Origin of the sequence: uncultured Sutterella sp. (assembly GCF_937923675.1) — a bacterium.
Classification (GTDB): Bacteria; Pseudomonadota; Gammaproteobacteria; order Burkholderiales; family Burkholderiaceae_F; genus Sutterella.
Window position 1 is genome coordinate 1 of sequence record NZ_CALDXB010000031.1, and the last position, 25826, is coordinate 25826.

The 25826-nt window shown below is 58.3% G+C and carries 20 protein-coding genes; 15 read left to right on the plus strand and 5 right to left on the minus strand.

The genetic code is table 11. The features are described 5' to 3' along the window. Window positions 1-954, plus strand: a 954-nt coding sequence (locus tag Q0106_RS04280; protein WP_297609320.1) for a hypothetical protein, incomplete at its 5' end; no start/stop codon positions are given. Between the two features lie 203 nt (window positions 955-1157). Further along, the gene (locus tag Q0106_RS04285; RefSeq protein ID WP_297609323.1) at window positions 1158-4385 is read left to right on the plus strand and encodes a DEAD/DEAH box helicase; all 3228 of its coding nucleotides are present in this window, start codon (window positions 1158-1160) and stop codon (window positions 4383-4385) included. Between the two features lie 590 nt (window positions 4386-4975). Here Q0106_RS04285 and Q0106_RS04290 read toward each other — a convergent pair. Both Q0106_RS04290 and Q0106_RS04295 read right to left on the minus strand, forming a co-directional pair. Beyond that, window positions 4976-7168, minus strand: a complete 2193-nt coding sequence (locus Q0106_RS04290) for a DUF262 domain-containing protein (protein WP_297609326.1) — start codon at window positions 7166-7168, stop codon at window positions 4976-4978. After that, complete coding sequence (locus Q0106_RS04295) at window positions 7095-8900, minus strand: DUF262 domain-containing protein (protein WP_297609329.1); 1806 nt, start codon at window positions 8898-8900, stop codon at window positions 7095-7097. The genes Q0106_RS04290 and Q0106_RS04295 overlap by 74 nt, the downstream gene beginning before the upstream one ends. A 256-nt stretch (window positions 8901-9156) precedes the next feature. Between Q0106_RS04295 and Q0106_RS04300 the strand changes: the two genes are divergently transcribed. After that, a complete protein-coding gene (locus Q0106_RS04300) occupies window positions 9157-10728 on the plus strand; it encodes an AAA family ATPase (protein WP_297609332.1) in 1572 nt (523 codons plus the stop codon). Window positions 10729-11078: 350 nt separating this feature from the next. Here the strand turns inward: Q0106_RS04300 and Q0106_RS04305 are convergent, their stop codons facing one another. Continuing rightward, window positions 11079-11618 carry a phospholipase D family protein gene (locus Q0106_RS04305; protein WP_297609335.1) on the minus strand — a complete coding sequence of 180 codons (540 nt, stop codon included), beginning with the start codon at window positions 11616-11618 and terminating at the stop codon, window positions 11079-11081. A gap of 299 nt (window positions 11619-11917) precedes the next feature. Between Q0106_RS04305 and Q0106_RS04310 the strand changes: the two genes are divergently transcribed. Continuing rightward, window positions 11918-12508: a phosphoribosyltransferase family protein gene (locus Q0106_RS04310; protein WP_152158183.1), complete on the plus strand. Its 591-nt coding sequence runs from the start codon at window positions 11918-11920 to the stop codon at window positions 12506-12508. A gap of 101 nt (window positions 12509-12609) precedes the next feature. Here the strand turns inward: Q0106_RS04310 and Q0106_RS04315 are convergent, their stop codons facing one another. Beyond that, window positions 12610-14424 (minus strand): FAD-dependent oxidoreductase, encoded by a 1815-nt coding sequence (locus Q0106_RS04315; RefSeq protein ID WP_297609340.1) that lies wholly within the window; start codon window positions 14422-14424, stop codon window positions 12610-12612. A gap of 333 nt (window positions 14425-14757) precedes the next feature. Here Q0106_RS04315 and Q0106_RS04320 point away from each other — a divergent pair, with 333 nt between their 5' ends. The 9 genes from Q0106_RS04320 to Q0106_RS04360 all read left to right on the plus strand — a co-directional run bounded on the left by Q0106_RS04320 (window position 14758) and on the right by Q0106_RS04360 (window position 22957). After that, a complete protein-coding gene (locus Q0106_RS04320) occupies window positions 14758-15138 on the plus strand; it encodes a CrcB family protein (RefSeq protein WP_297609343.1) in 381 nt (126 codons plus the stop codon). Then, a complete protein-coding gene (locus Q0106_RS04325) occupies window positions 15131-15529 on the plus strand; it encodes a CrcB family protein (RefSeq protein WP_297609346.1) in 399 nt (132 codons plus the stop codon). Before Q0106_RS04320 ends, Q0106_RS04325 begins: the two co-directional genes overlap by 8 nt. Continuing rightward, complete coding sequence (locus tag Q0106_RS04330; protein WP_297609349.1) at window positions 15526-16014, plus strand: hypothetical protein; 489 nt, start codon at window positions 15526-15528, stop codon at window positions 16012-16014. The genes Q0106_RS04325 and Q0106_RS04330 overlap by 4 nt, the downstream gene beginning before the upstream one ends. A gap of 107 nt (window positions 16015-16121) precedes the next feature. Beyond that, window positions 16122-17762: a BCCT family transporter gene (locus Q0106_RS04335; protein WP_297609352.1), complete on the plus strand. Its 1641-nt coding sequence runs from the start codon at window positions 16122-16124 to the stop codon at window positions 17760-17762. Between the two features lie 106 nt (window positions 17763-17868). Then, window positions 17869-18615 carry an AzlC family ABC transporter permease gene (locus tag Q0106_RS04340; RefSeq protein ID WP_297609355.1) on the plus strand — a complete coding sequence of 249 codons (747 nt, stop codon included), beginning with the start codon at window positions 17869-17871 and terminating at the stop codon, window positions 18613-18615. Window positions 18616-18631: 16 nt separating this feature from the next. Then, the gene (locus Q0106_RS04345; protein ID WP_297609358.1) at window positions 18632-18946 is read left to right on the plus strand and encodes an AzlD domain-containing protein; all 315 of its coding nucleotides are present in this window, start codon (window positions 18632-18634) and stop codon (window positions 18944-18946) included. 119 nt (window positions 18947-19065) lie between these two features. Then, window positions 19066-20886 (plus strand): PhnD/SsuA/transferrin family substrate-binding protein, encoded by a 1821-nt coding sequence (locus Q0106_RS04350; RefSeq protein ID WP_297609361.1) that lies wholly within the window; start codon window positions 19066-19068, stop codon window positions 20884-20886. After that, window positions 20883-21536 carry a response regulator gene (locus Q0106_RS04355; RefSeq protein ID WP_297609363.1) on the plus strand — a complete coding sequence of 218 codons (654 nt, stop codon included), beginning with the start codon at window positions 20883-20885 and terminating at the stop codon, window positions 21534-21536. Before Q0106_RS04350 ends, Q0106_RS04355 begins: the two co-directional genes overlap by 4 nt. Further along, window positions 21533-22957 (plus strand): FAD-dependent oxidoreductase, encoded by a 1425-nt coding sequence (locus Q0106_RS04360; protein WP_297609365.1) that lies wholly within the window; start codon window positions 21533-21535, stop codon window positions 22955-22957. Before Q0106_RS04355 ends, Q0106_RS04360 begins: the two co-directional genes overlap by 4 nt. A gap of 463 nt (window positions 22958-23420) precedes the next feature. Here Q0106_RS04360 and Q0106_RS04365 read toward each other — a convergent pair whose 3' ends face one another. Beyond that, on the minus strand, window positions 23421-23588 hold the full coding sequence (locus tag Q0106_RS04365; protein ID WP_297609367.1) for a hypothetical protein: 168 nt from the start codon (window positions 23586-23588) through the stop codon (window positions 23421-23423). Window positions 23589-23820: 232 nt separating this feature from the next. On the opposite strand from Q0106_RS04365, the gene Q0106_RS04370 reads away from it, so the two are divergent. Then, window positions 23821-24162 (plus strand): cytochrome c3 family protein, encoded by a 342-nt coding sequence (locus tag Q0106_RS04370; RefSeq protein ID WP_297609370.1) that lies wholly within the window; start codon window positions 23821-23823, stop codon window positions 24160-24162. Window positions 24163-24170: 8 nt separating this feature from the next. Then, entirely contained in the window at window positions 24171-25709 is a 1539-nt protein-coding gene (locus Q0106_RS04375; protein ID WP_152158173.1) for an FAD-dependent oxidoreductase, read from the plus strand. The last annotated feature ends 117 nt before the right edge of the window (window positions 25710-25826 follow it).

Genomic DNA, 25826 nt, shown 5'->3' on the forward strand with positions numbered 1-25826 from the left:
TACGACTTTTGCAAATCAATCGGCGAATCGGTTCAAGAGAACGTTTTGCTTGAGCCCTATGCTGAAGAGTGTACCCAGCTTTTTCGTCGGCCCTCCATGAATATGTTCCGCCGGATTTGGCGCGCCCGCTTCTCACAATACACTGAGATGATGGTGAAAGTTTTCAGCGTTGCCGAAGCTAAAGGAGATGTTCAGCGGTATGTCCAATTGAAGCAGCTGCTCGACTTCATCAACCAGGACAGTCGGATCAACAATCAGCTCATTGATGAGACCCTCATTGACAAGTTCGGCTTTGCCATACTCGAGCCTTTTCTCGACATTCGCGGAGCAGCCATACTTCCAACCGATAAAGAGGAGGCACTCATCGTCGAATTCTTCGAAAGGATAATTGGTCCATCTGCTCAGCTGCATGATCGACGCTTCAGCACCCTGAACGACGATCTACAGAAGCTGCTCAAACGCTGGATGAACGGCCGCAAGCTTAACTGGGCTTTTGACGTAATTGATTCTGCGACGGGCCGTCAGTTCGACCACGTCAAGGCTCAACAATGGAGGGATCGTCGCAGTTACTGGCATGAATTCTGGAGTAAGGGTTTTATCGATGACATTCAGGTTTTTATGATGAAAAATTATCTGAATGAGTATCGATATCAGCATCCAGACATCAAAATGCTTACCGGAGTCTCTAATGGAGCATCTGCGCTTGTCATTACGCTCGTGTTTCAGGGCAGCGATCCCATTCAAGTTATCGAAATGAGCGGCAATGGATCATTACGTCTCTTCAATATGCGGGCGTTCCCTGGACTTGACTTCAGAAATAAGAACACACTCGATTATGGGTATGTAAAAAGTCTGAAAATTCAAGATGGCAAATCCTATGCAATCCGCCATGATCGCTATTGGACTGCGAAAACAAAAGAAGCCATACAAAATCTTTCAAACTATCGACTTTAAGCAAGTCAAATACGGAAAATAAGTCTCACATAAAGAAAGGCAAAGGAACCCCCATGTTTTTTGATTTCTTTAAAAAGAATAAGAAGAGTGAAGGATCAGCCCGGATGGGGAGTCGTTCCTACGTTGATTCAAAGAGCCTTGCAGTACCTAAAGCAGTAAAGACCATCGTATCCCTTGATGAACTGCACAGGATGACAGCAAATATGCTCCGCGTCCTTGCAGAGAACGATAAGGATCAAGAAGCCGTTGATGCAGCTCATTCTCCCGAGCTCTCAGAGCGCGAAAAGCTTTACCGGCAGTATCTGCTTAAGACCCAGTGCTGCAGTGCCTTTCTGATTTCCCTGAATGATGCTGCTATTGAGGAATGGGACGCTATTGCCTCTCCGGAAGCCCTTGAGGGCATTCAAACGCTCATGTCTCTCCGAGACAGCGGGGAAGCTGAATGGGATGAATCACGACAGGCATTGATTGTTCCCGATGCCGTAATCGCAGGCATTGAGCCCCGGCTCTGGCCCCTGATGGGTCTCCCTCCTCTTGGCGCCGAATCGATTGCTGTTGATTCAGAGGGAACGCCCTATTCCGACGACTTTTCAATCAATGTTGCCTTCATTTCCGATAAGCGCCGACTGATCCGCCCAACCCGCATCGGACTCCAGATCACTTACGGCGGCCGTTCTCCTCATTTGCTTCCGCCCGAAGTCTTCATCGTTGCAGAAACGATCGAAGCCTATAAGAACGCTCTATCGGATCCCAATGTTGACCGGAATTTCGCATGGGCCGAAGCCATGTCGGTGCTCTCCATGTCGCGTGCCGTCGAAAAGGCGGTCGCCGGCATTTCCCGCGCCAAGCTTCTCACTGCTGTGCGCGTAACGGCTGAGGTCGATGACCACGGGAAGCTTCGTCCCGTAATTCTTCGACCCAAAGGCATCTCCGGACAATCTGATGATTTCCTGCCGCTTCTTCTCAAGGGAGAAAAGAAGGACTTCGCACATTTTCTCGACAGCGGCCTCCCGATCAAAGGTCACGTGCCGCTCGGCGGCGGGACGTATCTCTTCATGCCGCCCGATACGCAGCATGTCGTCGAGGCCATTCGGGACATCAACCACGCGAGTCCGGATGAGCGCATGCGATTCCTGGAGAACCCTCGACAGGCCATCATGAAGGCCCTCGCCAAGGCTGGCGTTAAGGATGACAGTCTCGACGACCTCGTGAACTTCACGTTTGTGGAAACGCCAGAGTTCATCAGCGACCGAGTTAAGGCTCTGGGACCCTGGCAGCGCCAGACGCTCTCATTCATGCAGCCGATCAAGACCGACTGGTATGCCGACGGTGCCGACAGAGCGGGGCTGGTTCTTCACGGACAATTCTTCTGCCTTACGCAGGCGGAGCTCGAAAAACTCATCAGCGACCTTCATGAGGCGAGCGTCAAGGGAGATGCCCTCGTGAAGGTTAAGGATGCGATGATTCCGGTGGAGAGCATCAATGCCGCATCTCTTCTGGAATGCTGCCGCAAGGTATTTCCCCAGACAACCGATAAAGATGGGAAACCGGACGACCTGCATCGCGACAACAAGGGGGAAGCGGATAAGGCAAAGAACGACGCTGAAGAGCGAGTTCAGTTCGGCCCTGACATCAAGCGGAATCTGGAAGCGCTTGAATATCAAGCCGAGCTTGTCAACCGCACGCCCTGGCAGCACCCGCTATCAACGCTCTCATCCGGTCTCTCCCTGCTGCCGCATCAGGAAGAGGCGCTCTCCTGGCTGAAGGACCTTTGGAACAGGGGAATTCCCGGGGCGCTCCTCGCGGACGATATGGGGCTCGGCAAAACCATCGAATGCCTTTCCTTTGCTGCCTGGCTTGCTGAAGGCATGAAAGCTGCCGACTCGGGCCTCCCTACCCTTATCATCGCCCCTGCCGGGCTCCTCGAGAATTGGTTGACTGAAGGTCGAAAGTGGCTTGGTGAAGCCTACGGACGAGGACTTGACCTCTCGGCTGCGAGCGTGCGCCGCATGATGAAGCTCTCCCTGACGGAACGTACGGAGCAGCTCGAAGGATGCACCTGGGCCGTCACAACCTACGAGTCTGTCCGCAATCAGCAGGAGTTCTTTTTTCAGCAGAACTGGGGACTCATCGTTCTCGATGAAGCCCAGCGCATCAAGAATCCAACGGCGCTTCTCACCGAGTGCATCAAAGGACTTAAATCTGAATTCCTTCTCGCCATGACGGGTACGCCGGTTGAGAATACCTTTATGGATCTCTGGTCCATCCTCGACGCTGCTGTGCCGGGGGTAATGGGGTCGGCGAAAACCTTCTCGAACAGGTTCTGCCGGGGAGACGACGTCGCCTCAGCAGAGACGGCCGGCCGCGAACTTAATGCCCTTCTCCTTGGCAACAAATCAATGGAGATCGCGGGCGGCCAGGCAGGTACAGATCTTTCTAGCGACGCAGCTTCCCCTGAGGACGCGAAAGGCATTCAGCTCATGCTCCGTCGCCTCAAAACTGACCGCCTCAAGGACCTCAAAGCTAAGATCGAGAAGCTCTACCGGGTTCCGATGCCTCCGGAACAGGCGGCTGCCTATCAGGAGGTGCTGAATCTTCGCAATTCCTCCATGAACGGCAAGGCGAGCATTCCCGGACTTCAGCTTCTGCAGATGCTTTCTGCAGCATGCTTGTCGCCGAAGAAAATCGGTGCCGCCGGCTCTGCACGAGTCAGCAGCGGCGGGGCTTCCGCCAAAGGCCTGGCCGGCGAAAACTCAACTTTTGTCCTCACTGACGAGGACATTGCGAACTCTGCCCGCTTCACGGCGCTCTTCAAGATTCTTGATGAAGTTAAGGAGAAGAACGAAAAAGCGGTGGTGTTTGTGCTCCATGTAGCGCTTCAGCGAGTCTTAGCCAGGAAAATTCAGCAGCACTACAAGCTCGAAAAGGAGCCCGGCATCATCAACGGCACCATGCTTGCCGCTGCCCGCCAGAGGGTCGTGCGGGACTTCCAGCGGCCGGAAAAGACCGGGCAGTTCGACGTGGTGATTCTCACCAGCAGGGCTGCCGGAACGGGGCTCACGCTGACGGCCGCAAATCATGTCGTTCATCTCGAGAGATGGTGGAACCCGGCAGTTGAGGACCAGTGTTCAGACCGCTGCTGGCGCATTGGACAAACGAAGGACGTTGTCGTCCATATCCCGATTGCCGCTTTCCCCGGCGACGGTTTGGAAACATTCGACGAAAAGCTTCAGATGTTCCTCACGGCCAAACGTGCACGCTCTCAATCCGTTTTGATGCCATCGAACGATAATGCATTTGCAGGAGAACTGATGACGGCCGTCTTTGCAGACGAGGCTCCGCAGACGACTGCATCAGACAACACAGCCGCTGCAACGAAATCGGGTGGTGATGCCGCGCAGGACCAGCTTGTGGAAGACGTGCCGTTCTGATTCGTTTTCGCAAGATGTTCCCGGGGTATGCGAGTGGGACCGCACGGATTTTTAAGAAAGATCTGCGCCCGATGACATTCATTCAGGGTAAAAATTGATGCCCGTCCTCAAAGCGCCGAACCTGCGTGTCGAACGCCTTGATTGTTGCGGGCATCCAGTTTCCTCCAACCCCTGAGACCCCATCCTGCAGGCACGGGTACGTGGCCAAATCGGAAAGAGAAAGCTGTTTAAAAGAAGACACTGAGTTGAGAGACGCCCGTTCCATAGGTTCGACCTGCGCGCCAAGAGCCTATGCGATTAACGGGCGTCCCGCCATGCCGACACCACCTCCTCGCCTATAGCACAGGTGCCATCTATCCTGCGAGAATCATGAAGAACATAGCGTTCTCAAACCGAAGATTCTCATCTCCAGCCACCCAACTATAACTCAACATAATTCTTTTTGCTTTTCTCTGAAGCTGGGGGACACTAATTTCAGGGAGTTCCTTTCATCAACAATCTTTAATCCGGCAGCCGGTTCTAAAGAGCGGCGAAATCGGAGGCGGTATCGTTCCTGGACTGGAAGAACTTCCGCGCAGGAGCGCGAGAGCTTACGGGAGCCTGAACTCCGCCATATAGCGCGACCAAATCTTCGTGATGGCAGGAATGATTTCAAGACTGAACGCGCTCCCCGAGCTTTTAGCTGACTTAGTCAGCTCTGCCGTCCACCAAAGTTTCGGAGATGGATTGCCGGGCATTTCTTTCACCCGCTGCTCAGGCGCCTTATCGGTCCATTTAGTATTGGTGCTCGGATCGATCAGAGCGAGGTTGCCGAGCTCGTGAACTCTGTCGTCGAGGTTAGCTTCGTCGCCTCCGTTTTTCTCCTTCGTATTCTGCGCGGTTTTCTGAGCAAACCAGTGGTCAATCTGACCACGGCTCACGATTCTGAATTCGTTCCGGAGGAAGTTTTCAAACAAATTCAAAAACTGCGGTGCGATGAGCGCATCTTTAAACGGCAAGAGATTCTTCTCTTCTGGGATGCCGCCGGTTGCTTCCCCCATGAGCTCCCGGAGTCGGTTCTTTCTGTTCCTGCTCCCTGCAAAATCAAACCAAAGCATCCAATCTATGAAGAAAAGAAGCCACTGGCGGATGCCATCGCCATAGCGCCATCGATCAACTTCCTCAGCAACCTCCTTCGCGGCTTCCGCCAGAAGTTCTTTTCCGGAAGTGCACGAAACCGCGAGCTCGTAAGCAATTTTTGTTGCAGAGCCGTCGAGCCTGCTGCGCGCATAGGTGAAGCCCCAGGTGACGAGACGGGCGAGCGCTTCAGCTTCGAGATCCCGGCCTGCCTTGGCGTCAAAAACCGGCAGAAGGGTTTGCTTGAATTGGGCCGCTTCTTTAGGCACCTGCTCTCCCTTTAGCCCGCTCTCAAGAGCGAAGGCTCCGAGAACCAGCAGCCAATATTGGCCTGAAGCCTGGTAGCTGTTGGCCGCCATGAAGGACACGGCCAGCTGGCGAAGAGGCGTTTTCGAACCTCCAACCACGTCGTAAATTTTAGAGTCTCTGAAAGGCGCCCATTTCCCGACGACGCGGACAAGCACCGACATCACGAACATAAGACGCATCAGGTTTTCAGGCCCCGCTGCCGGGACTTCTTTATCGTTGTTCTTAACCAACCAGTCGAAGCGTGAGCGTATGTCCTTAACCGCACCCGCCTCCTCTGTCCGCGACAATGCGTACGGATCACCTCTTCCCATCCGCAGCTTCAGAATCTCGTTTGCCATAACGAGGAGGTTGAGCATGTCAATGGGGGAAAGCTGAAGCGATGCGGGCACAACCGGCGCTTCCGTTTGTTCCGCCGGAATGTTCGTGTTGGGCGCAGCCTTCTTGACCTTCTTGAACATCTCGCCGAGGCTCCATTCCTTCCTCTGCTCCTCAATGCTCCCTTCCACGGCTTTCATTGCCTTCTTCATCTCTTCAAAGGAAGGCCCTTTGACGCATTCCTCATAGGAGCTTAGCCGCCGCTCGCAGTCATTCCAGATCTGGTTGAAGAAGCTTCGGTCAAGCGGGTGGGCGTCGCCGAAAATCTGCAGGAATCGAGATTTCAGCTGGTCGAGCAGCGAGAGCTGCTGGCCTCGGACATTGATGATTTCGAACATCTTCGATGCTTCGTTCTGGGCGCCGGCCTTGAGCGGCAGCACGACGAGCATGACCTGAATGTTCTCCTTGAGCCATTCCAAAAATAGAGCTCTGTCGACAACTTCAAGACGGTCCCGGATAGCCTTCATTTGCAGGTCATGCCGCGGGAGACGCGTTTTATCAGCATTTTCCTTGGCGGTGAGGTATCGATAGGCGGCAATGAGTTCTCCGCAGCGGTTTTTGTCTTTCTTTTCCTTCGGCGACAACTCATTGAGGAGGATGTCAATCGTCGTCAGACGCTGCTGTCCGTCGAGGACCTGGAGTTCATTAGAGTTCTTATCGGTCGATCGGGTACAGACAATCGTGCCGAGCGAGTAAGGCTCCGAATGCGAAGATCGCCACGCGTCAATCAGGTCCTCCATGAGCTGCGCCACCTGCTCTTCCCGCCAGCTGTAGCCGCGTTGAAAAGCCGGGATCACAAGAGACAATTTCTTCTCTTCAATCTGCTCTCGGAGGGACCCGATGCTTTCCAGAGAGGCTTCAAAAGGCTGATCTGCCTGCGCTTTGGCGTCGTTTTCAACGCGTGCTTCATCAGTCTTCATTTGCGTTCCCCGACTGGCTGGCATCCATAAAATATTTTTGCTGGCGCAGGTAGTTTTCTGCATAGCGGAAGGCCTGAAAGCGGTCAGGATGCGTTAGAGCCTTCAATTCCCGCAGACAGGCCGCGGGGCTTCCGGATCGATGAGGAAGGAAGAAGAAGCTTTCCTCTGGATTGCGATATTTGAGCCACTTAAGCATGGTGTCTGCTTCCAATCTGTCGTAGAGGCCGTACTTCTTTCCACCGCGATTGCTGAAAATATCCAGCAGTCGGGCAAAAGAACAGAGCCAGGCTCGCAAATCAGGATCATCGCGAAGCGCTGCGCCGATTTTTTCAGCCGAAAGCCGCTTGATTCCTTTGTCATCTTCCAGGTAGGGATTGAATCCGTCGTCGCCTACCTTCAGGAAGCGGTCCGCCCAGGCTATGCCGGCAAGAACGAGAAGCTGATGTTCCTCGGCATTCAAATGAATGAGTGAGGAATAGACGCGGGATCCCCCATCCTGAGGCTGCGTCATGGCGGTTATGGCTTCTGCAATAGCAAGGTAGAGCTCAATCGCGCGGAAAAATCCTATGCCTGCTCCGGGATCATCGAGCAAATCGAAATTGAAACGTTTATGACCGGCGGTTATGGCCTCTGCAATAGCAAGGTGGAGCTCATTCACGCAGAAAAGTTCTATGCCGGTCCCGGGATCATCGAGCAAACCAAAAGCAAAACGTTCATGACCGGCGACCCCGCCCTCCGAGCTCAGCTTCCAATCAATAAAGCGGCCTCTGAGATGAGTGCCAGTTTTGCCTTTCAGGAGCGCCAGGCATCGATCGCGAAAAGCCGGGCGGGAAGATTCCCAGGGCGCGATGCCGAATCTCATCAGCATCGCGGGTATGACGAAGCTGGATACGAGTTTTGCCCGGCGTTCGCGATCCGGCGATTTGTCTTCTGCCGAACTCTTCTTCGCAGCACCGTCCTCATCCGGAACTTCTTCCTCTCCCTCATTGAAAAGATGCCAAATGCGCCCCATTTCCTGATGAAAACAGGCTTTGGCCACACGCATGTGATAGGCCTTCAGAAGATCGAGGAGCGAAAGCGGCAGCCCGCGATTGTTTTCCCCCTGAAAGAATTGTTCGGCCGCTGCCTGCGAGATGAGAAGCCTTACGGCAACCATGCCTTTGCGGAGGATGTACTCGAAGCGCTCAACGTCCCTGCATAGCGTTGCATGGTAAAGGTCCGGTCCGTCTATGTGCAGCAACTCATAGTCGAGATTGAATTCCTCGAATACTTTGCGCACCTGGACATGCGTCCTCGGATTGGATGAGAACAAAATTTGCTTTTCAGGGATGGACTTTGCGGCTTGCCAGTGATCCCGGATGACATCCAAGAGCGCGGCATTCGCTTTGGAGGCCTGCTTTGCGTTTTCTTCAAGCTGATGATCAATGACGGCAGCGATGAGAAGGAAGCTCGTAAGGCGCTGCTGACCGTCCAGAATTTCCCAGCAGTCATCGTTCGTCTCGCTTCTACGCAGGCAGATGGAGCCGAAAAAGTATTCCGGCGCATGCACGCCGGAACCCGCGGAATCATCAGAGGGATACCTGGACCCGGGCGCACCGTCAGGATCCGCACGCAGTTCGTCCACGTCATCAAGGAGTTTCTGCACGTCGGCTTTTGTCCAGACATAGGGCCGCTGGAAGTCTGGGAACACGAACCGCTTCGCACTCCCGCCGGCGGTGGAATCAAATTTGAACTCGAAGACGTCGGCAAGCGAAAACGCAGCTTTGCTGGTGGATGATGCGGCAGATTGAGGCATTTCTTCCCGGTGAATCGAATGAGCGCGTCGAGCTTGAGCTGCCGGGAAGTCAGGTCAACGCAGGAGCCCGGCGACAGCGACATTGTGAATTCTACGCAAGAAGGGAAATTCTTCTTCTGACGCTAAACAGATAGCGTTCTGCGCCGAGATAGAAAACTTCCTTATTTACTAATGAACTCAACATAATTCTTGACGCTTCGTCCTTAAATCAGTATAAACGGCTTAGTGCGATTTATTTTCCTTCAGAACTCTTCTTATGACCTCCAAACTTCAGCAACTTCCTCTCGGAATTTCTGAATTCTCCCAACTGCGTGAATCCGGGGCAATCTACGTCGACAAAACCGATGTCATCTGCTCCAATGCCCGCAACCCCGGCGAAATGATCTACATCGCGCGGCCCCGGGGGTTCGGCAAAACGCTCCTCCTCTCAACCTATGAGTCTCTTTTCAGCCGCGGCTCGGGAGATCTGCGGGCGCTCGAGGGCGTCGGCATATGGAAGCTGAGACGCGTTCATCGAATCGTCCGTCTCGACTTTGAAGCGTTCTGCGGCTCTCCGGATGCGGAGGGCTTTGAAGAGCGCTTCGACAGCTGCATCGTCGATGCTTTTTCGCGGCAAGGCTTTCAGCTTTCAGACGGCGACCGAAGACCGCCGCTCCTGCAGATATCGGATTGGCTCAGCGACTTCAGGACTCATGAGTTCGTGCTACTCGTAGACAACTACGATTCTCCCTGGCTCGAAAGCCTTGAGGACAAGGCACGGTTGAGCCGCGTCCGATCAAAGTATTTCGAATTCTGCCGCATGATCGGTGCTGCAGAAAAAGTGTTCCGCTTCGCCTGCTTCACTGCCATCACGCAAATTCCTCTTTGGGACATGTTCGAGTTCCTGCACCATCTGACCACGATGAGCGACGCTGCTCTTGTCTGCGGCTTCACCGAAAAGGAACTCAGGGAAAATTTCGGAGAGTGGCTTGAGCGAGCGATGGAGCACGGCATGTGGTTCGGGATGGATCAGATGCTGGAAGGCCTCTGGCGGCGCTACGGCGGTTATCAATTCAACAACGGATGCAGGCGGGAGAGGCTCTACAACCCCTTCTCGATACTGAGTTTTCTTGCAAATCCCGAGTACGGCTTTGAGAATCACTGGGTGCGCGCGGAACCCAGACCGCGGCTTGTCGCCTCTCTTATTCAGCGAGCCTTCCGCGAGACGGCGGGCGCCGTCTGCGCCGGGAATCTCTGGTACATCGACTACGTCGATTACATCTCGCCAGAGCCCGCTCTGCGCATCCTGACCGAGATGGGGTATCTGTCCTTGAGACAGAAGGACTGCTTAAAGATCACAGTCGACTACCCGAACACCGAAGCACGGGTCTCAATGGCCCGGGAGCTCAGTCGCGTGCTTCTCAACGGCATCAAGCCTGCGGATTACGGCATTCCGACGACCGCTGAAGAACGCGAGTTTTCCTTGGTGGACGACATCGTCCTGATTCCGAAATTTCTCGAACTTTTGAGAGATTCGGGATGGCAGCCCAGGAATCTCAGGCAGGCCGCCGGCATGCTCGTCACGCTGCTCCTCGCCTACGGATTCAACGAGGATCGGGATGTCATCGAGTACCAGAAGCCCTGTTGTCCGATACTGCGCATACAACGCCTTACGCAAATACAAGAATTCGAACTCTCATTCGTTGACGCCTCCGGGCTCGAAAGCTCCTGTTGGTCAGAAGGCTGCACGCTTTCAGCTGTCCCGGGCGCATATCTGATGATCGACTACATCGGCTGCCCGGAAAGAACGGCCTTCTTTCCTGCCGACTTGAACTCAACCTTCAGTTAAGCCTTAAGCCCGCAGCTTTGCAGACTGCGGGCTAGCTTCAGGGTTGAGAATTTTCTCTTTGGGCGGCTGCTGGAAAGAAACGCATCGAACCTCACTTGCCGCATGAAGAGAGTGATTCGAGATGTTCGTGCCGCCAGCTCGAATGGGCTGTATGCCAGGTTGAGAGACGCCGTTCCATAGGTTCGACCTGCGCGCCAAGAGCCTATGCGAAACGGACGTCCCGCCATGCCGACACCACCTCATCGCCTATAGCACAGGCGCCATCCAGTCTGCGACAATCATGAAGAACATGCGTTCTCAACCCTGGCAACGAAATAATAACTCAACATAAATATTTCTGCCGCATGAACTCACTTGAGTTCATATCGAACGCTCTCATTGCGGTGCTTCTCCCAGTCGGCTTCATATCGGGCTGCAAGGGCGGGAGAATCAATGAGGACGAGGTTCTCAGCATTCGAAGTGTCCGATGAGTCCTTGTAGTTGAAGCTGCCGGTCGCTACCCGCAGGCCGTCGACCACCATGAATTTGTCGTGAAAGGTCTTATGCATGCTGTCGGCATAGACCGGAATGCCCGCCTCAGACAATTCCTTTTTCCGCGAGGCCTTCGAATGCATCTTCTTTGCATCAAGCACCACTTCGACGGAGACGCCCCGACGAGCGGTGTCAATGAGCGCCTCAGCGATCTCTGGGCTTTCAATCTTGTAGATGGAAACGCGAACCCGTTTCTGCGCCTGCCGAGCAGCGTCAATCACCGCCTGCTTCACGCCGCCGTTCGGTGAAAACCAAACCTGGATTTTGCCGTCATATGCCTCAGCCGAAGCCGAGGCTGCGGTGAAAACGCCGATGAGTGCGGCGCATACAGGTACGAGGATTTTCGAGGTCGAAAACATGGAACAGCCATCTTCCTGAGCAAATTAATCAAACACGCAGGATTCTCTCTGAATCATTTCCACGGCAATCAAAGCATTTGCGTTGGCTTAAGGAGCGCACAGCGTGCGGTTGGTCACTAGTCTATGCATGTAAACATCAATGCGGCGCTTCAATATGCAACGCGTCATTTCCATTCTCATGCCTCTCGAAAACGCTCAGTCGTCAGCATGCCGTTCAGGTCACCAGAGTTATAAAATGCGGCGCGATCCCGGAGCCCTCCGACAGCTCTCGCAAGTTCCAACCAGCTTCTCCTCCAGCCATGAAGTACTTTGACTTTGAAATCTGCGGCCTTACCCGCAAGCTCCCCTACGTCCAAATCTCCGACAAGCTCGGGCTTGCGAGCTTTGTCTGCCTCTCCGACACAGAGCTGGTTCAGACGGTTGCCCCTGAGCTTGTAAAGCGCCTGCCGGAGGTCGACTATCTCATGACGGCCGAAGCCAAGGGCATCTGCCTCACGTACGAGATGAGCCGCATCATGGGCATGAAGGAATTCATCGTCGCCAGAAAGAGCCGCAAGCCCTACATGGTGAATCCGGTTTCGCACCATGTCTTTTCCGTCACGACGCAGAAGGACCAGACGCTCTGGCTTGACGGCTGCGACGCCGACAAGATCCGCGGCAAGCGCGTTGCGCTGATCGACGACGTCATTGCCACTGGCGAATCCCTCGCCGCTATCGAAAGCCTCGCCCAAACCGCGGGCGCCAACGTCGTTGCCCGTGCGGCCATCCTTGCCGAACTCGGCGCAGTGAACCGCAAGGACATCATCTATCTCAAGGAACACTATGTCTTCCGCGTCAACCCCGACGGCAGCTTTACGCCGATCAGGAGCCTCGAGGAAGCCAATCAGTAATTCCCGGAACGACGCCATATAGATCAAGAGAGCCTCAGCACTCATCGTGCCGGGGCTCTCATTTTTTGAAAGTCAGATTGCCTGACGGCTCAAATCATCCATCAAGCCTTGAGTTCGGCAATCTTGCGCCCGATGATGTAGCCCTGCGTCAGGCAGCGCCCGAGCCCGTGCTGGGAGCAGCCGCCCGCAGATTCGCCGCCGCACCAGAGGCCTTTGATCACTTCTCCCTTCCAGTCGCGGACCCGGCAGTCGCCGTCAATACGCAGTCCCGCATAGGAGTCGTGAACGGCAAAGGTTGCCCACGCTGCATAGAACGGACCTTCGGCAATCTTGTAGCGGGGTTTGGGCTTGTCGAAATCCTCATCCGCGCCTTTTTCAACGAGTTCGTTGTAGCGGGCGACCGTCGCGGCAAGGACTTTGGGATCCATCTTCCAGGTCGACCAGGGCGACGTGCTGATCTTCCGGGCGAGCTCCTCAATCGTGTCGGCGCTGAAGAAGATTTCCGGGTCGCCGGAATGGTCATTGAGCGTTATGCGTTCGCGCTTCAAAGCGGCAGCATCGAAAATCGCCCACTGCGGTCCGGAAGCAAAGTCCGGAGCCTGGGAGCCTTCGTTCATGGCGCAGGCGGCGTCGATGTAGTTTCTGGGCCTGAAGGGCGCACGAGTGGTGTTCCGCCAGTCGCCGTGCACGTAGGGCTTTCCGTCCTTGTAGAAGCCTTCATGCGTGCCGTTCGGGTAGCCGTTTTCCATTTCGTTGTAGAAGCGTTTTCCCACCTGGTTCACAATGATGGCGTTCTGCCAGTTCTTCAGATAAAGGCCCGTGTAGCGGATCTTCGGAAAAATCGGCGACTGCGGCGTCCAGCGGATGTAATTCGTGCGCACGCCGATGACCGGGCGTTTTCTGAGGGACCCGTTTCTGTCCATCGATTGATTGGCCGTCCCCCAGAGCGACGCGCCGACCGCTATTGCCGCGAGCTCGCCCGAGCCGTCCTGCGGAGAGTATTCGGCTGCCGCATTGGCGTATTCAGCCGTGAGGCGCGGATCAAAGATCCGGCGGAATTCGACATTTCCGGCATTGCCGCCCGTGGCGATCACAACGGCATGCTTCGCGCGGACGGTGACTTCCTTTGAATCCGATTCAATATTCCCTTCCGAACGGAAGCTCGCGAGAGGCTTATCCGTTCCCGGCAGGATGGTGGGCGAATAGCTCGCACGGAGGCCGACGACGCGGGCATCTCCCTCTTCCTCGCGATAGAGCTCGTCCATATGGTGATTGAGAAGGAACTTCACGCCCTTTGCGCGCGCCGACTGCTCGAGGCCGCGCATCAGGTCCGTGCCGCCAGCGCCCGCCGGCGATTCGGCGGACTGGCCCTGCGACCAGCGGCAGTGGAGTTCGCGCTTTGCGGAAATGCCGACGGCGTGCGCACCGTTGTTGTCGGGCGCCTGGTCGATGAACTTGACGCCGTTGGCAAGCAGAAACTCAAATGTCGGCGCTTCATTCTGCGCGAGCGCGTACTGCACGGCGCGGTCGTTGTAGCGGTAGTCGGGCATTCCGCTTGTTTCGCAGACGGTCCAGTCGGTGAGGTCCTTGAAGAGCGTTTCCGGATCATCCTTGATGCCGTACTTCTTCTGAAACGACGTCCCGCCTCCGAGGGGCACATTGCCGCCCGAGGTAATGGCATGTCCGCCGATATCGTAATTGGCTTCAACCACAAGTACCGAGAAGCCCGCCTCGCGCGCAAGAATAGCGGCGGGAAGACCTACCGCACCCGCGCCGATCACGACGACGTCGGCTTCGAAATCCCACTTCTGCGGCAGGGGCTGGGTTCGTGCCTGAGCCGTGCCGGCAGCGCCGAGAGCGAGCGCAGAGAGCGCTGAACCGGCAATGAGGCTGCGTCGAGAAATGTTTTGAGTCATGGCCTTCTCCTTTTGAGCCTTCTCCCGGCGGATGAGCCGGGATCGATACCTCCATGATTGCACGGCGGAATTCGTCTTTTTCGAATAACGGTTTCAATATTTACCCTGAAGCGGTTTCCATTTTCGTCATTACCGATTGATAAATATGGCGTTCTTTCGATGTTCTGACGCTCATCCCGATGCCCTGTCCTCCAGCCGCCCGGCGGCATTCCACCTGAGGCTCCCGGTCAGCCGGAAGCCATGGAGAGCAGTCTGTTTCCTTCGGACCTCTGGAGAAAGACGAGTACACTTCCGTCACCTGCGGCCTTATTTCCCTGGTTCGCGAGCTCATTCATGCTTCAACTTTCTTCTCCGGAATCACTGGCGCTTGTCTTTCTCCTGGGCGGCATCGGCGCTCTCGCCCGATACGCCGTTCTCGTCGTCTCGGCGCACGCTGCCGGGCCTTTTCCTGCCGGCATTCTCGTCGTCAACGCGCTTGCCGCCTTCATCGGCTCCGCACTCGTCGCCGCGCGCGTTCCGGATGAACTCCTTCTGATTATCGGCGGAGGCTTTGTCGGGAGCCTTGGAACCCTCTCATCCCTCTGTTCCGAAATCATTGCCATGGAGCGCCTCGGGAAATACGGCTCCATCGTCCTTTTTGTCGTGCTGACGCTCGTCACCGGCATTGCAGCAACGCTAACAGGCAATGCTGCGGGAGCGAGCTTCCATGGCTGAGAAGAATTTCCGCGACCTTCTCCTGATCTTCGCGGGCGGTGGCGCCGGCGCAGTGCTCCGCGTGCTCCTTGACTTCCCGGAGCTCGGCCCCTGGATGCCCGCCAACTTTCTCGCCTGCTTCCTGATGGGGCTCTCGAGCGGCATTCTGATGGAAGGCTGGATGAGTCCGGCGGCCGCGAGCTGGTGGCGGGCGCTCGTCCATACAGGGTTCCTGGGCGGCCTCTCCACCTTTTCGGTTCTCTCCATCGCTTCGGTTCTCAAATTTCCGGAGTCGCTTCTCATTGCGGCCCTCTGGCTTCTCCTTCTCCTCGCGGCCTTTTTCGCTGCGGCCCTCGCGGGCTATCTGATCCCGGTTCTGATTGCCCGGGTTCTGAAGAGAAGCGCAAGATGACGGTCTTTCCTCCGGGGGGACCCGAAGAGAAGCGCTGCTACCGCGTCCGCGGACCTTATCTGCTCGAGGGCGAAGCTCTTCCCCCGGACGGGCTCGAGCTGATCGCGGAAAGTGATTTCTGCATTGATGTCCATGCCGGGCACCTTGGGAAAGAAGAATGGACGCGGCGGCTCGAAATGGCGCTTGACGCTCAGGGCGCCAATGCGCTCACGGACTGCACCTCTCCGAAGAAAAACTGGTTCCGCGGCCGGCCGGCGCTCGTTGTGCGCGTGAACCGCTTTGGCGAGGAAAGCACCGCAGCGCTCAGAACTTCCTTCAGACCACTGAAGGATTCAATTGACCTCACGAACGTCGTCCTTCCGAAGGAACCTATTGACCGGGGCCGGATTCTGCGCGTGGTTTTCCTTTCCCTCGTCGCCTTTCTCGGCATCCTCTTCCTTTTTCTTCTTTCCGGCGTGCTTCTGACGCTCCTTTTCGCTTCCTGAAAGGCGTCATGATGAGGTATTACCCTGAGGTGCTCTAGGATTCCGTCCGGCGCGCGGGTAGTCTTTGAAGTCATTTTCACTTTGGCCCTGAAACTGACCTCTCAACCATGTTTACCCATGCCAGCAAACCTCTGATCGCGCTCACGCTCGCGCTCCTTGCCGCGACGATCGCTGCGATTCTTGCCGCGCCCGAAAGCGTTGTTTCGCTTCTGCGCGGAACCTACGGATTTCTGACCACGAGCCTTGCATGGCTCTTCCTGCTTCTCGGCGTCGTTTTCGCGATCCTTGCCGTTCTGGCAATGACGACCCGCTGGGGAGACATCCGGATGGGCGGACGCGACGCGAAGCCCGAATATTCGACCTTCACCTGGATTGCCATGAATATCTGCAACGCGCTCGCGGCAGGCATTCTCATCTTCGGCACGGTGGAGTGGATGTTCTACGTGAATACCCCGCCCTTTGGGCTCGAACCCGGATCGGTGGAGGCCTATGAATACGCTTCCGCCTACGGCATGTTCCACTGGGGGTTCTCGGCCTGGGCCTTCTATCTCATCCCCGGGCTCGCGATCGGGTACCTCTACTGGAATAAGGGCGCCGCGAGCCTTCGCATGTCGGACCTCGCCCGCCCGCTGATCGGCAGCGGGGAGACCTTTGCCTCGCGTTCGGCCGGCTTTCTTCTCGACGCCATTGTGGTCTTCGGCTACTTTGCCGCCATTATGACGACCGTCGGCATCGGCACGCCCGTGATGGGCGAAATCCTCTCCGACGTCTTCGGGATTGAGAATTCCTTTGCATTGAAGCTCGGCGTCATCATCGTCTTCTGCACCTTCTTCACGCTCTCGGCGTCAAAGAGCATCGCGCGCGGCATGGGACGGATCTCGGACTTCAACGTGAAGCTCGGCCTCGCCTTCTTTGCGTTCCTTCTGATCGCGGGCGACACGGGCTTCATGCTCAACAACACCGTGATGGCGATCGGCACCAACATCCGCGAATTCGTGCGGATGAGCTTTAATTCGGACGCCATCGGAAACAGCGGGTTCGTGCAGAGCTGGACGATCTTCTACTGGGCCTGGTACGTCGCCATCGCCTTCCTCTGCGCCAACTGGATTGCCCGCACGTCCTACGGCAGAACCTTCCGCGAGATTGCCGTTTCAAACTGCATCTGGGCGCCGCTCGCCTGCTGGCTTTCCTTCTCGACCTTAGGCAACTACGGCATGGGGCAGGAGCTTTTTCACGGGCTTGAGGTCTCGTCGGCCATCAATGAGGTGGGCTCCGCCGGCGCCACTCTCATGGTGCTCCAGACGCTTCCCTTCCCGAAGGTTGCCGCATTGGTCTTCCTCGTTCTCGTCTTCTTCAACCTTGCGACCTCGGCAACCGGAAGCGGCCTCGCGCTGTCGCTCTATACCGCCAAAGGGCTCGGGCCCCGCGACGAACCGGACCGGCGCCTGACGATCTTCTGGTGCGTCCTCTTTCTAGTCATGCCCGTGGGAATTCTCCTCCTCGAGCGCGCGATTCCGGGCTTGAACGTCCTTTCCACCATCCAGTCGATGATCACGGTCTCCTCCATCCCGGTCTTCTTCGTGCTGATGGCGCTCTTCATCGCCTTCATCCGCGTGATCCGTTCCGACATCCGGTCAGGAGCGGTGGCGAAGGCCGTGAGTCCATCCCGCGCCTGGCGGTGGACGGACGATGCGCTTCCGCCTGAAGCGGCCAGGCCCGCATCTGAACCGGCAAAGCCCCAGGCGTAGAATTCTAAAATTTTCCGCAAATTGACTTGCCTGCGCCGGGCTTTACCAGTCCGGCGCTATTCATCTGAACTTCAGGCCGCAACCTGAAGCTCCTTCCTCAAAGAACATGACCGAAACTACCCAGACAATCGAGCGCACGGCGGACGAAACCTTCGCTGAAGGGCTGCTGCGCGGCATCCGGACAACGCTTCCGCTTCTCGCGGGCATCATTCCGCTCGCCTTCATTCTCGGCACGCAGGGCGCCCAGCACGGGCTTTCGGGCGTCGGCATGGCGATGATGGCGGGCCTCAACTTTGCGGGCGGGAGCGAATTCGCAGCGGTCGCGCTCTGGAGCGCCGCGCCCTCGCTTCTCGTCATCTTCATGACGACCTGGCTCATCAATTCGCGCCACATTGTGCTGGGCGCTGCGTTGACGCCCTGGGTCGAAAAGGCGCATCTCCCGGTTCCGGCAAAGCTCGCCGCGTTCTTTCTCATGTGCGACGAAGTCTGGGCGATTTCCATGCAGGAAGTCGACCGCAGAAGAAAGCTCGGATTCCCCGCCGACAAGATCTTCTCCTTCCCCTTTCATCTGGGCTGCGGCCTTACGCTCTGGAGCAACTGGTGGTTCTTCGCGGGATTGGGCGCCGCGCTCGGGACGTCGCTTGGCGACCTCTCGCGCTGGGGCTTCATGATGGCCTTTCCCGCGACCTTCATCGGCCTCGTCGTTGCCATGCGCCCGGCGCTCTCAAAGTCGGCGCCTATGGTGGTGTCGGGCATTGCCGCCGCGCTCGCGAGCCTCTGGCTGCCCCTTCACTGGAGCATTCTCATTGCGACGCTCCTCGGCCTTGCGACGGCGGCGGTCTCAAACAAATAAGCGGGGAGAAGAGAAAATGGAAGAAATTTTTGCTCTGCCGTCCCTGAAGGAATTCATCGTCATCATCGGGATGCTCGTCGCCACGTATTCGACGCGCCTCATTGGCTGGCTCATTCTCAGAAACCGCCCGGTTTCGCCCGCCATGCAGCGCGTGCTCGACGCGGCGCCGGGCTGCGTCATGATTTCGATTGTGGCCCCGGCCTTCATGACGACGGACCCCGCAACACTCATCACGCTCTTTGCAACCGTGCTCGTTGCCTTCCGGGCGAGCCTTTCCGTCACGATTCTCTTCGGCGTCGCCTTCAACGCGCTCCTGCAGACCTTCCTCTGACGATCCGACTGTTGTGAGGTCGGGGAGCGCGCTTGTGCTAGGCTTCTCTGAATTCTTTCCTTCAAACAACGCCGTCCGACGTCTGACGCTTCCCGACCTTGCTTCCCCGAGCCCTTCGGGTGCCCTGCGCACTCCTTCTCTTCTTGCTGTCGCTCCCGGCCTCTGCAGAACCGCAGGCGCTTCGGCTTGCGGTTGTCGAAATGACGGAGCCGGGCTTTGCCGCAACGACGGTGAATCCCATCCGGAAGGCGCTCTCGTCGGTTTTTCCAGCAGAGGACATCGTCATTCTGCGCGTCAACTCGGCGACGCTTGAGAGCTCTGTCCGGGAACTTCGTCCCGACTTCATCATTTCCCCGGCTGCCGACTTCCTGAGGCTCGTCGACGCCGTGGGCGCGCACCCCATTGCAACGAGGAAAACCCGCTGGGCCCGCGATCCGCATCAATCGACGGGGGCGGCGGTGATTTCACTTTCTTCTCGAACGGACATCACGACGCTCAAGAGCCTTGAGGGGCTTAAAGCTGCGGCGACGCTTCCGACCTCGCTCGACGGCTGGCTCGCACTCCGGGGCGAGATTGAAGATGCCGGGATGGATTCTGAGAACTTCTTTTCGAAACTGCGCTTCTTCGGCTACGGCATGCCGCACGTCGTTGAAGCCGTGCTTTCGGGCGCCTACGACGTCGGCGTCGTTCCCGTCTGCACGCTCGAGCGCATTGAGGCCGAGGGGCTGATTGACCCTGGGTTTCTGCGCGTCGCGGCTCAGAAGGAAGGCGCTGAATCGCTCTGCCGGACGTCGACGCGGCTTTATCCCGATCTTGTTTTCGCAGCGCTCCCCTCTGCCGACCCGGAAACGGTGCGGTCTGCTACCCTCGCGCTCCTCGGGCTCGGGGCGGGCGAATATTCCTGGTACCCGACGAGCGACTTTCATGCGGTGCGGGCGCTCGAGGAGCGCCTCCACATCGGGCCCTGGGCCTATCTCGAGGAGATGACGCCTTCGGCCCTCTGGCGCCGCTGGCGCATCTGGATCCTGGGCGCTGCCGGCCTCATTTTGCTCCTCCTTCTTTCCGAACTCCGGCTTCGCGAACTCGTCCGCCGCCGGACGGCGGATCTCCGGGCCGCTTTAGCCGAACGCGACCGCCTCGCGGCTTCTGAAGAAAACGTCCGCTCGAGGCTTTCGAGGCTCGAGCGCATGGGGGCCGTCAGTCAGCTCTGCGCCATCGTCGCCCATGAATTGAAGCAGCCCGTGGGGGCAGTCATCAACTACCTTGCCGTCGCGAGGCTTAAAACCGGCATCTCTGCGGCGTCGCCTCTTCCTGCGCCCGGAACGGAATCGCAGGCCGATCCGGTGCTGATCACTGCCATTGACGGCGCGGACATGCAGGCAAGAAGAATCGCGCGGATCGTCGACCGCGTCCGCAGCTATGCGCGTGCGGAGAAGTCTCGTCCCGTGAGGCTCCGGATCAATGATGTCCTCCGGTCAGCGCTCGCGGGCGTGAAGCTTTCTTCACCGCTCCCCGTGGAGGCCCATCTTCCCGACGAGTCTCCCGTCATTCTCGGGGATGCCCTTGAGGTGGAGCTCATCCTCCACAACCTCATCAAGAACGCCATTGAGGCCGTGAAGGATGATCCTGAGGGAAAGGTTTCCGTGAGGATCGCTTCCACGGATTCGGAGGTCTCCATCACGGTCGACGACAACGGGAAGCCCCTCTCCGACGAAGCCTTCTCGCGCCTCTCGCGCGTTTCTGCTTCCGGAAAATCCGACGGCCTCGGGCTTGGCCTCGGGATCGTACGGAACCTCGTCGAGGAGAACGGCGGCCGCCTCACGCTCTCGCGCCTCCCCGGCAGGGGGCTCCGCGCCGAAGTGCGCTTCGACATTGCCTCCGGCGCGCTCCCCGACGAGAATACGAAAAAACATTCCTTCCCCGAAGACCAGACATCATGACCCCCAGGACGCTTCCCCCACTCATCCGCATCATTGACGACGACGAGGCGCTCCTCGCCTCGAGCGCGCTCCTTCTCCGGTCCATGGGCTGGGAAGTCGAAACCTGGAGCGACGGCGCTTCCTTCCTCGAGGCTGAAAGCCTCGCTCGCCCCGGCTGCATCATCCTCGACGTGCAGATGCCCGGCATGGACGGGCTTGAGGTTCAGGCGGAGCTCGTCCGCCGGGGCTCGCGCATTCCGGTCCTCTTTCTGACTGCCCACGGCTCCATACCGCTCGCAGTCCGGGCGCTTCACCGGGGAGCGGAGGATTTTCTCGAAAAGCCCGTTGATCCGATGACGCTTGTCGCGCGCGTCGCCCAGTGCGCCACCGCCTCGGCCGCAAGGTCCGCGGAGGAGTCGGCGCTCTTCGAAAAGCGCTCGCGCTTTGAGTCCCTCACGCCCCGCGAGCGCGATGTTGCCGAGCACGTCCTCAGAAACGAAGCCAATAAGGAAATCGCCCGGGCGCTGGGGCTCGAGGTTTCTACCGTCAAGATGCACCGCGCCAATGCCTTCGCGAAGCTCGGCGTCCATTCACCGGGCGAGCTCTGGCAGCTCGCGAGCGAATGCGGCCTCACGGGAGAGGGCCTCAAAGCGCCGGGGAGCCTCCCGTGAAGCGGCGCACGCTCTTCCTCCTTGCCGGCGCCGCGGGTTCGGGCCTCATTGTCGGTAGCCCGGCAGCTGAGCCGCTTCCCCGCGAGGAGGAAGCGGATGTCGTCGTGGTCGGCACCGGTGCGGCGGGATTGTCGGCAGCGCTCGCAGCCGTCAGCGAGGGCGCACGCCGCGTCGTGGTCCTTGAAAAAGCGCCCCTGGCGGGCGGACACACGATCATTTCGTCGGGCTCTGTGGCAGCCGAAAAGTCCCCTGAGGGCATCGCCGGGCTCACGAACGAAATTCTTGAAACGGGCGAGGGCCGGGCCGACCCGCAGCTCGCCCGGTCGCTTGCCGAAGGTTCCTGGGGAGCCATTGAACGCCTTTCCGCACTCGGGATCACCTGGATCACGACGCCCTTCCGGGCGGTCGGGTCGCCCTCGGCCCGAAGCTGGAATTCGGGGTCGCCTCAGTCGGGCTACGACTACGTGCAGGTGATGATGGCGGCCCTTCGTAAAACGAGCGCGGCGGTGCGCTTTCTCACGCGCGGTGAAGGGCTTCTGCTTTCGGGCGACGGCAGAAGCGTCGAAGGCCTTTACGCGAGAACGCAGACGGGCGATTCCGTTCTGATCCGGTCAAAAGCGGTGGTGCTCGCGACCGGCGGCTTTACGGCTTCGAAGACCTTGAGACGGCGCTTCGCGCCCGATCTTCCGCCGGAGCTCGAAACCACGGCGAGCGCGGGCGGCGAGCTCCTCGACGGGGCCGAGGGCGACGGCATCCTCATGGCCGAAAAGGCTGGCGCGAAGTTGGTTGACATGGATGCGCTCCAGATGCTCCCGCTCGCAGGCGGCCGACTTCTCGACTATGTCGGGGGCGAGGTGTGGCTCAACGACTCTGGCGAACGCTTCGTTTCCGAGGGCGCGGGCTTCCGTGAAATCGAGCGCGCAATCTCAAACCAGCCTTCGAAGTCCATGTGGGTGATCTCGGACGCCCGCTCTCCCAAGGGGGCGACGCTCGGCTTAAAGCTCATGGACGGGACGGTGCGGGAAGCAGAGACCCTTCACGAAGCCGCGCGCGGCATGGGAGTGCCCTATACGGCGCTCGAGGAAACGATCGCGCGCTACAACCGGTCGGTGAGAAAGCACTGGGACGACGACTTCGGGATCCCGATGCGGGGGCTCCCGGTGGAGACGCCTCCCTTCTTCTACGGGCGCGAACATTTCGCGCTCCACTATTCCTGCGGCGGGATTGCGATCACGCCCCGCGCAGAGGTGCTCCGCCCCGACGGCCTGGTGATTGCGGGGCTTTATGCCGCCGGCGAAACGACGGGAGGCGTCCATGGCGCCGCGCGCGTGGGCGGCTGCGGTCTTACGGATGCCTTTGTTTTCGGAGATATTGCCGGCAGGGAAGCCGCCCGGTTCATCGGCGCCCGGGGGCCGGTCTAGTTCGCACACTCCTGGTTCCGGGAGCTTCATCGGCCGGCAGGGAAGCCGGAATAATTTTTGTTTCGTTCCGGAACGCTTCCATGATTCTTTTCATTCAGGGAGCATCGCACGCGGGCAAAACATCGCTTGCGAGACATATCGCCAAGTTGCCGGTGCCGGCATCCTTTCGATCGATCTTCTCAAAATGGGATTGATCTGATCCGGAAACTCCGACTTTGCCGGCCTCACGCCGGAAGACGACGAGGCGATTGCGGAAAGGCTCCGGCCCGTTCTCCGCGAGACGGCCCTCGTCGCTCACGAAGACGGCCAGCCGCTTCGTTGTGAAGGCGCATCGCTTCCGCTTGAGGAAACGGCCCGTCTCGCCAAGGAGCTCGGCCCAGAAAATGCGGCACTCTACGCCATTCACTTTGCCGAAAGCTATATCCGAAGCCATTACCCGCATATCTGCCGAAAGGCGCGTGCGTCAGGAGCTCCCCGCAAGCTTCACGAGCTGCTCGCCGATCACGCGCATGTCCGCGGGAAGGCAATGGGCTGCGGCTGGACGCTTCTCGATATTCAAACGCCCGAAGACCGGGAGCGCAAAATAGGTCGTCCTGAGGGCAGTCCCCCGGACATCCTCGCCGCTCTGCATCGGGACTTATCCTGGAGGCTTGCGGTCTTCTCCCGATCTAAGGAAATTCCTACGGCCTAGCAATACCTCCCGCGGGAGGTATTGGAATTCTTTCCTGATTCTTAATATGGCTCTCAACGGATCCGGAAGCGCTTCCCCGCCACGGTCCGCAATGCCTCGATTCCCGGGCCGGATGAGCGCAGCTCGCGCGAGCGGCGCTCCGACAGCCCAACAATCAGTGAGAGAAAGAAAAATGACCCTCCGACCCGCTCTCCTCGGCGTCATGGCCGCAGCGCTTCTTGCGCTCGGCTCTGCCGGCTCAGCCTCCGCTGCGATGCCTTCCAAGATCAACGGCCCGCATGCGAAGCTCCCCTGCTCGACCTGCCACCAGAATGAAATGAAGGCACCTCCCAAGGAGACCTGCTTCGGCTGCCACGGCTCCTACGCGAAGGTTGCCGAACGCACCGCGAAGATGAATCCCAATCCGCACATGAATCACCGCGGCGAACAGCAGTGCACGAACTGCCACAGCCTCCATGCAGAGTCGCGCTTTGAGTGCAACGACTGCCACAACTTCAACATCAAGATGAAGTGAGATTCGCCATGACGCTTAAGAATTTCTCCCGCCGCTCCTTCCTCGGCGCCGCCGCAGCCTCCGCTGCCGCTGCCGCCGCCCCGCTCGCTCATGCCGCGAGCCAGAAGAATGAACTTCCCGCCAAGTGGGATATTGAAACCGACGTCGTCGTTCTCGGCTGCGGCGGTGCGGGCCTCATGGCCGCCTGCCAGGCGTTCGACCGCGGCGCCAAGGTTGAAATCTTCGACAAGGGCCTCTCCCCCTACCATACGGGCACGAATCTCTGCGGCGGCCTCTTCACGGCCTGCGGCTCGAGAATGCAGAAGGCGGACCCCAAGGGCAAGGACGACTGGAAGGCCTTTGCCGACGACATCATTGCCTACGGCGAACATCAGTCCCTCAAGGAACCCGTCTACGGCTTCACGAAGCATTCTGGCGAAGCCTTTGACTGGCTTGAGGATCACGGTCTTGCCGCTCACCACCTCGAACCCTATGCAGGCCACTCGAACCTGCGCGCGCACCGCCAGGATTCCTTCAAGGGCCGCGACTACATCGACGTTCTTGTAAAGGAAATCGCCGCCCGCAAGCTCGCCATTCATCACGGATGCGGCCTCACGAAGTTCTTCTTCGACGAAAAGGCGAACCGCGTCGTGGGCGTTGAATGCGGAACGGGCGACAAGAAAGTTACCTGCCGCGCCCGCATGGGCGTCGTCATGGCGACGGGCGGCATCACGGGCTCGCCCGAGTCTTTGGACCGCTGGGTTCCCTCCGTTGCCGGCAAAGGCGTCGTGATCGGCGGGCCCTCCAACACGGGCGAAGCGATGATGATCGCGGTCCGCGACGTGGGCACGCCCTTGTCGCACATGCAGTACATCGCCTCCTACCCCTGCGGCATCGTAACGCACGGGCGCAACGGCCCCTACTGCCGCTGGTGGTTCATCTCCGGCCAGGGCGGCATCCTCATCAACAAGAACGGCAAGCGCTTCATCACGGAACGCGAAGGCATCTGCCACGTGACGCCGAAGCTTGCATCGAACCCCGACGGCTGCCACTACATCCTCGCCGACGAGGCGACCTGGCAGCGCACGCTCTCGAAGATCAAGCTTTCCGCCCTCGTGGGTCTGCCCTCCTGGACCGAAGAGCGCGTTCTCGCTGAGTTCGAAAAGGGCGAAAACCTCTGGAAGTGCGACACGATTGAAGAGCTCTGCGAAAAGAGCGGCGTCAATCTTGAGGGCCTCAAGGATCAGCTCGCCGTCTGGAACAAGGCCGTTGAAACCAAGGTCGACAACCAGTTCGGCCGCACCGACCAGCAGTGGAAGCTCGAACAGGGTCCGTGGCGCATGATCCGCATGTTCCCGTGGAACAACCTCTCCTGCGGCGGCTTGCGCGTCACGGAAGAATTCCAGGTTCTCGGCTGGGACATGAAGCCGATCGAAGGCTTCTACGCTGCCGGCGAAACGGTTGCGGGCGTTCACGGCGCCTTCTACTGCGGCGGCAACGCCTGCGGGTTCGCGCATACCTCCGGCTTCATGGCCGGCCGTTATGTGACGGGCTACAAGGAAGCCTGATCAGCGCTTCGGGCCCTCAAATTCCGGGGAACCCGGCAGTCATTGCCTGAGTTTCCCCGGAGATCCGGGCCCATCCAAGTCTGATTCGCCTTCTCTTCGGTTTTTCTCTCTCCTTTC

Coding starts and splice junctions, on each gene's coding strand:
- Q0106_RS04285 (WP_297609323.1), top strand. CDS start 1,158: ATGCTCCGCGTCCTTGCAGAGAACGATAAGGATCAAGAAGCCGTTGAT.
- Q0106_RS04290 (WP_297609326.1), bottom strand. CDS start 7,168: ATGCAGAAAACTACCTGCGCCAGCAAAAATATTTTATGGATGCCAGCC.
- Q0106_RS04295 (WP_297609329.1), bottom strand. CDS start 8,900: ATGCCTCAATCTGCCGCATCATCCACCAGCAAAGCTGCGTTTTCGCTT.
- Q0106_RS04300 (WP_297609332.1), top strand. CDS start 9,157: ATGACCTCCAAACTTCAGCAACTTCCTCTCGGAATTTCTGAATTCTCC.
- Q0106_RS04305 (WP_297609335.1), bottom strand. CDS start 11,618: ATGTTTTCGACCTCGAAAATCCTCGTACCTGTATGCGCCGCACTCATC.
- Q0106_RS04310 (WP_152158183.1), top strand. CDS start 11,918: ATGAAGTACTTTGACTTTGAAATCTGCGGCCTTACCCGCAAGCTCCCC.
- Q0106_RS04315 (WP_297609340.1), bottom strand. CDS start 14,424: ATGACTCAAAACATTTCTCGACGCAGCCTCATTGCCGGTTCAGCGCTC.
- Q0106_RS04320 (WP_297609343.1), top strand. CDS start 14,758: ATGCTTCAACTTTCTTCTCCGGAATCACTGGCGCTTGTCTTTCTCCTG.
- Q0106_RS04325 (WP_297609346.1), top strand. CDS start 15,131: ATGGCTGAGAAGAATTTCCGCGACCTTCTCCTGATCTTCGCGGGCGGT.
- Q0106_RS04330 (WP_297609349.1), top strand. CDS start 15,526: ATGACGGTCTTTCCTCCGGGGGGACCCGAAGAGAAGCGCTGCTACCGC.
- Q0106_RS04335 (WP_297609352.1), top strand. CDS start 16,122: ATGTTTACCCATGCCAGCAAACCTCTGATCGCGCTCACGCTCGCGCTC.
- Q0106_RS04340 (WP_297609355.1), top strand. CDS start 17,869: ATGACCGAAACTACCCAGACAATCGAGCGCACGGCGGACGAAACCTTC.
- Q0106_RS04345 (WP_297609358.1), top strand. CDS start 18,632: ATGGAAGAAATTTTTGCTCTGCCGTCCCTGAAGGAATTCATCGTCATC.
- Q0106_RS04355 (WP_297609363.1), top strand. CDS start 20,883: ATGACCCCCAGGACGCTTCCCCCACTCATCCGCATCATTGACGACGAC.
- Q0106_RS04365 (WP_297609367.1), bottom strand. CDS start 23,588: ATGCAGAGCGGCGAGGATGTCCGGGGGACTGCCCTCAGGACGACCTAT.
- Q0106_RS04370 (WP_297609370.1), top strand. CDS start 23,821: ATGACCCTCCGACCCGCTCTCCTCGGCGTCATGGCCGCAGCGCTTCTT.
- Q0106_RS04375 (WP_152158173.1), top strand. CDS start 24,171: ATGACGCTTAAGAATTTCTCCCGCCGCTCCTTCCTCGGCGCCGCCGCA.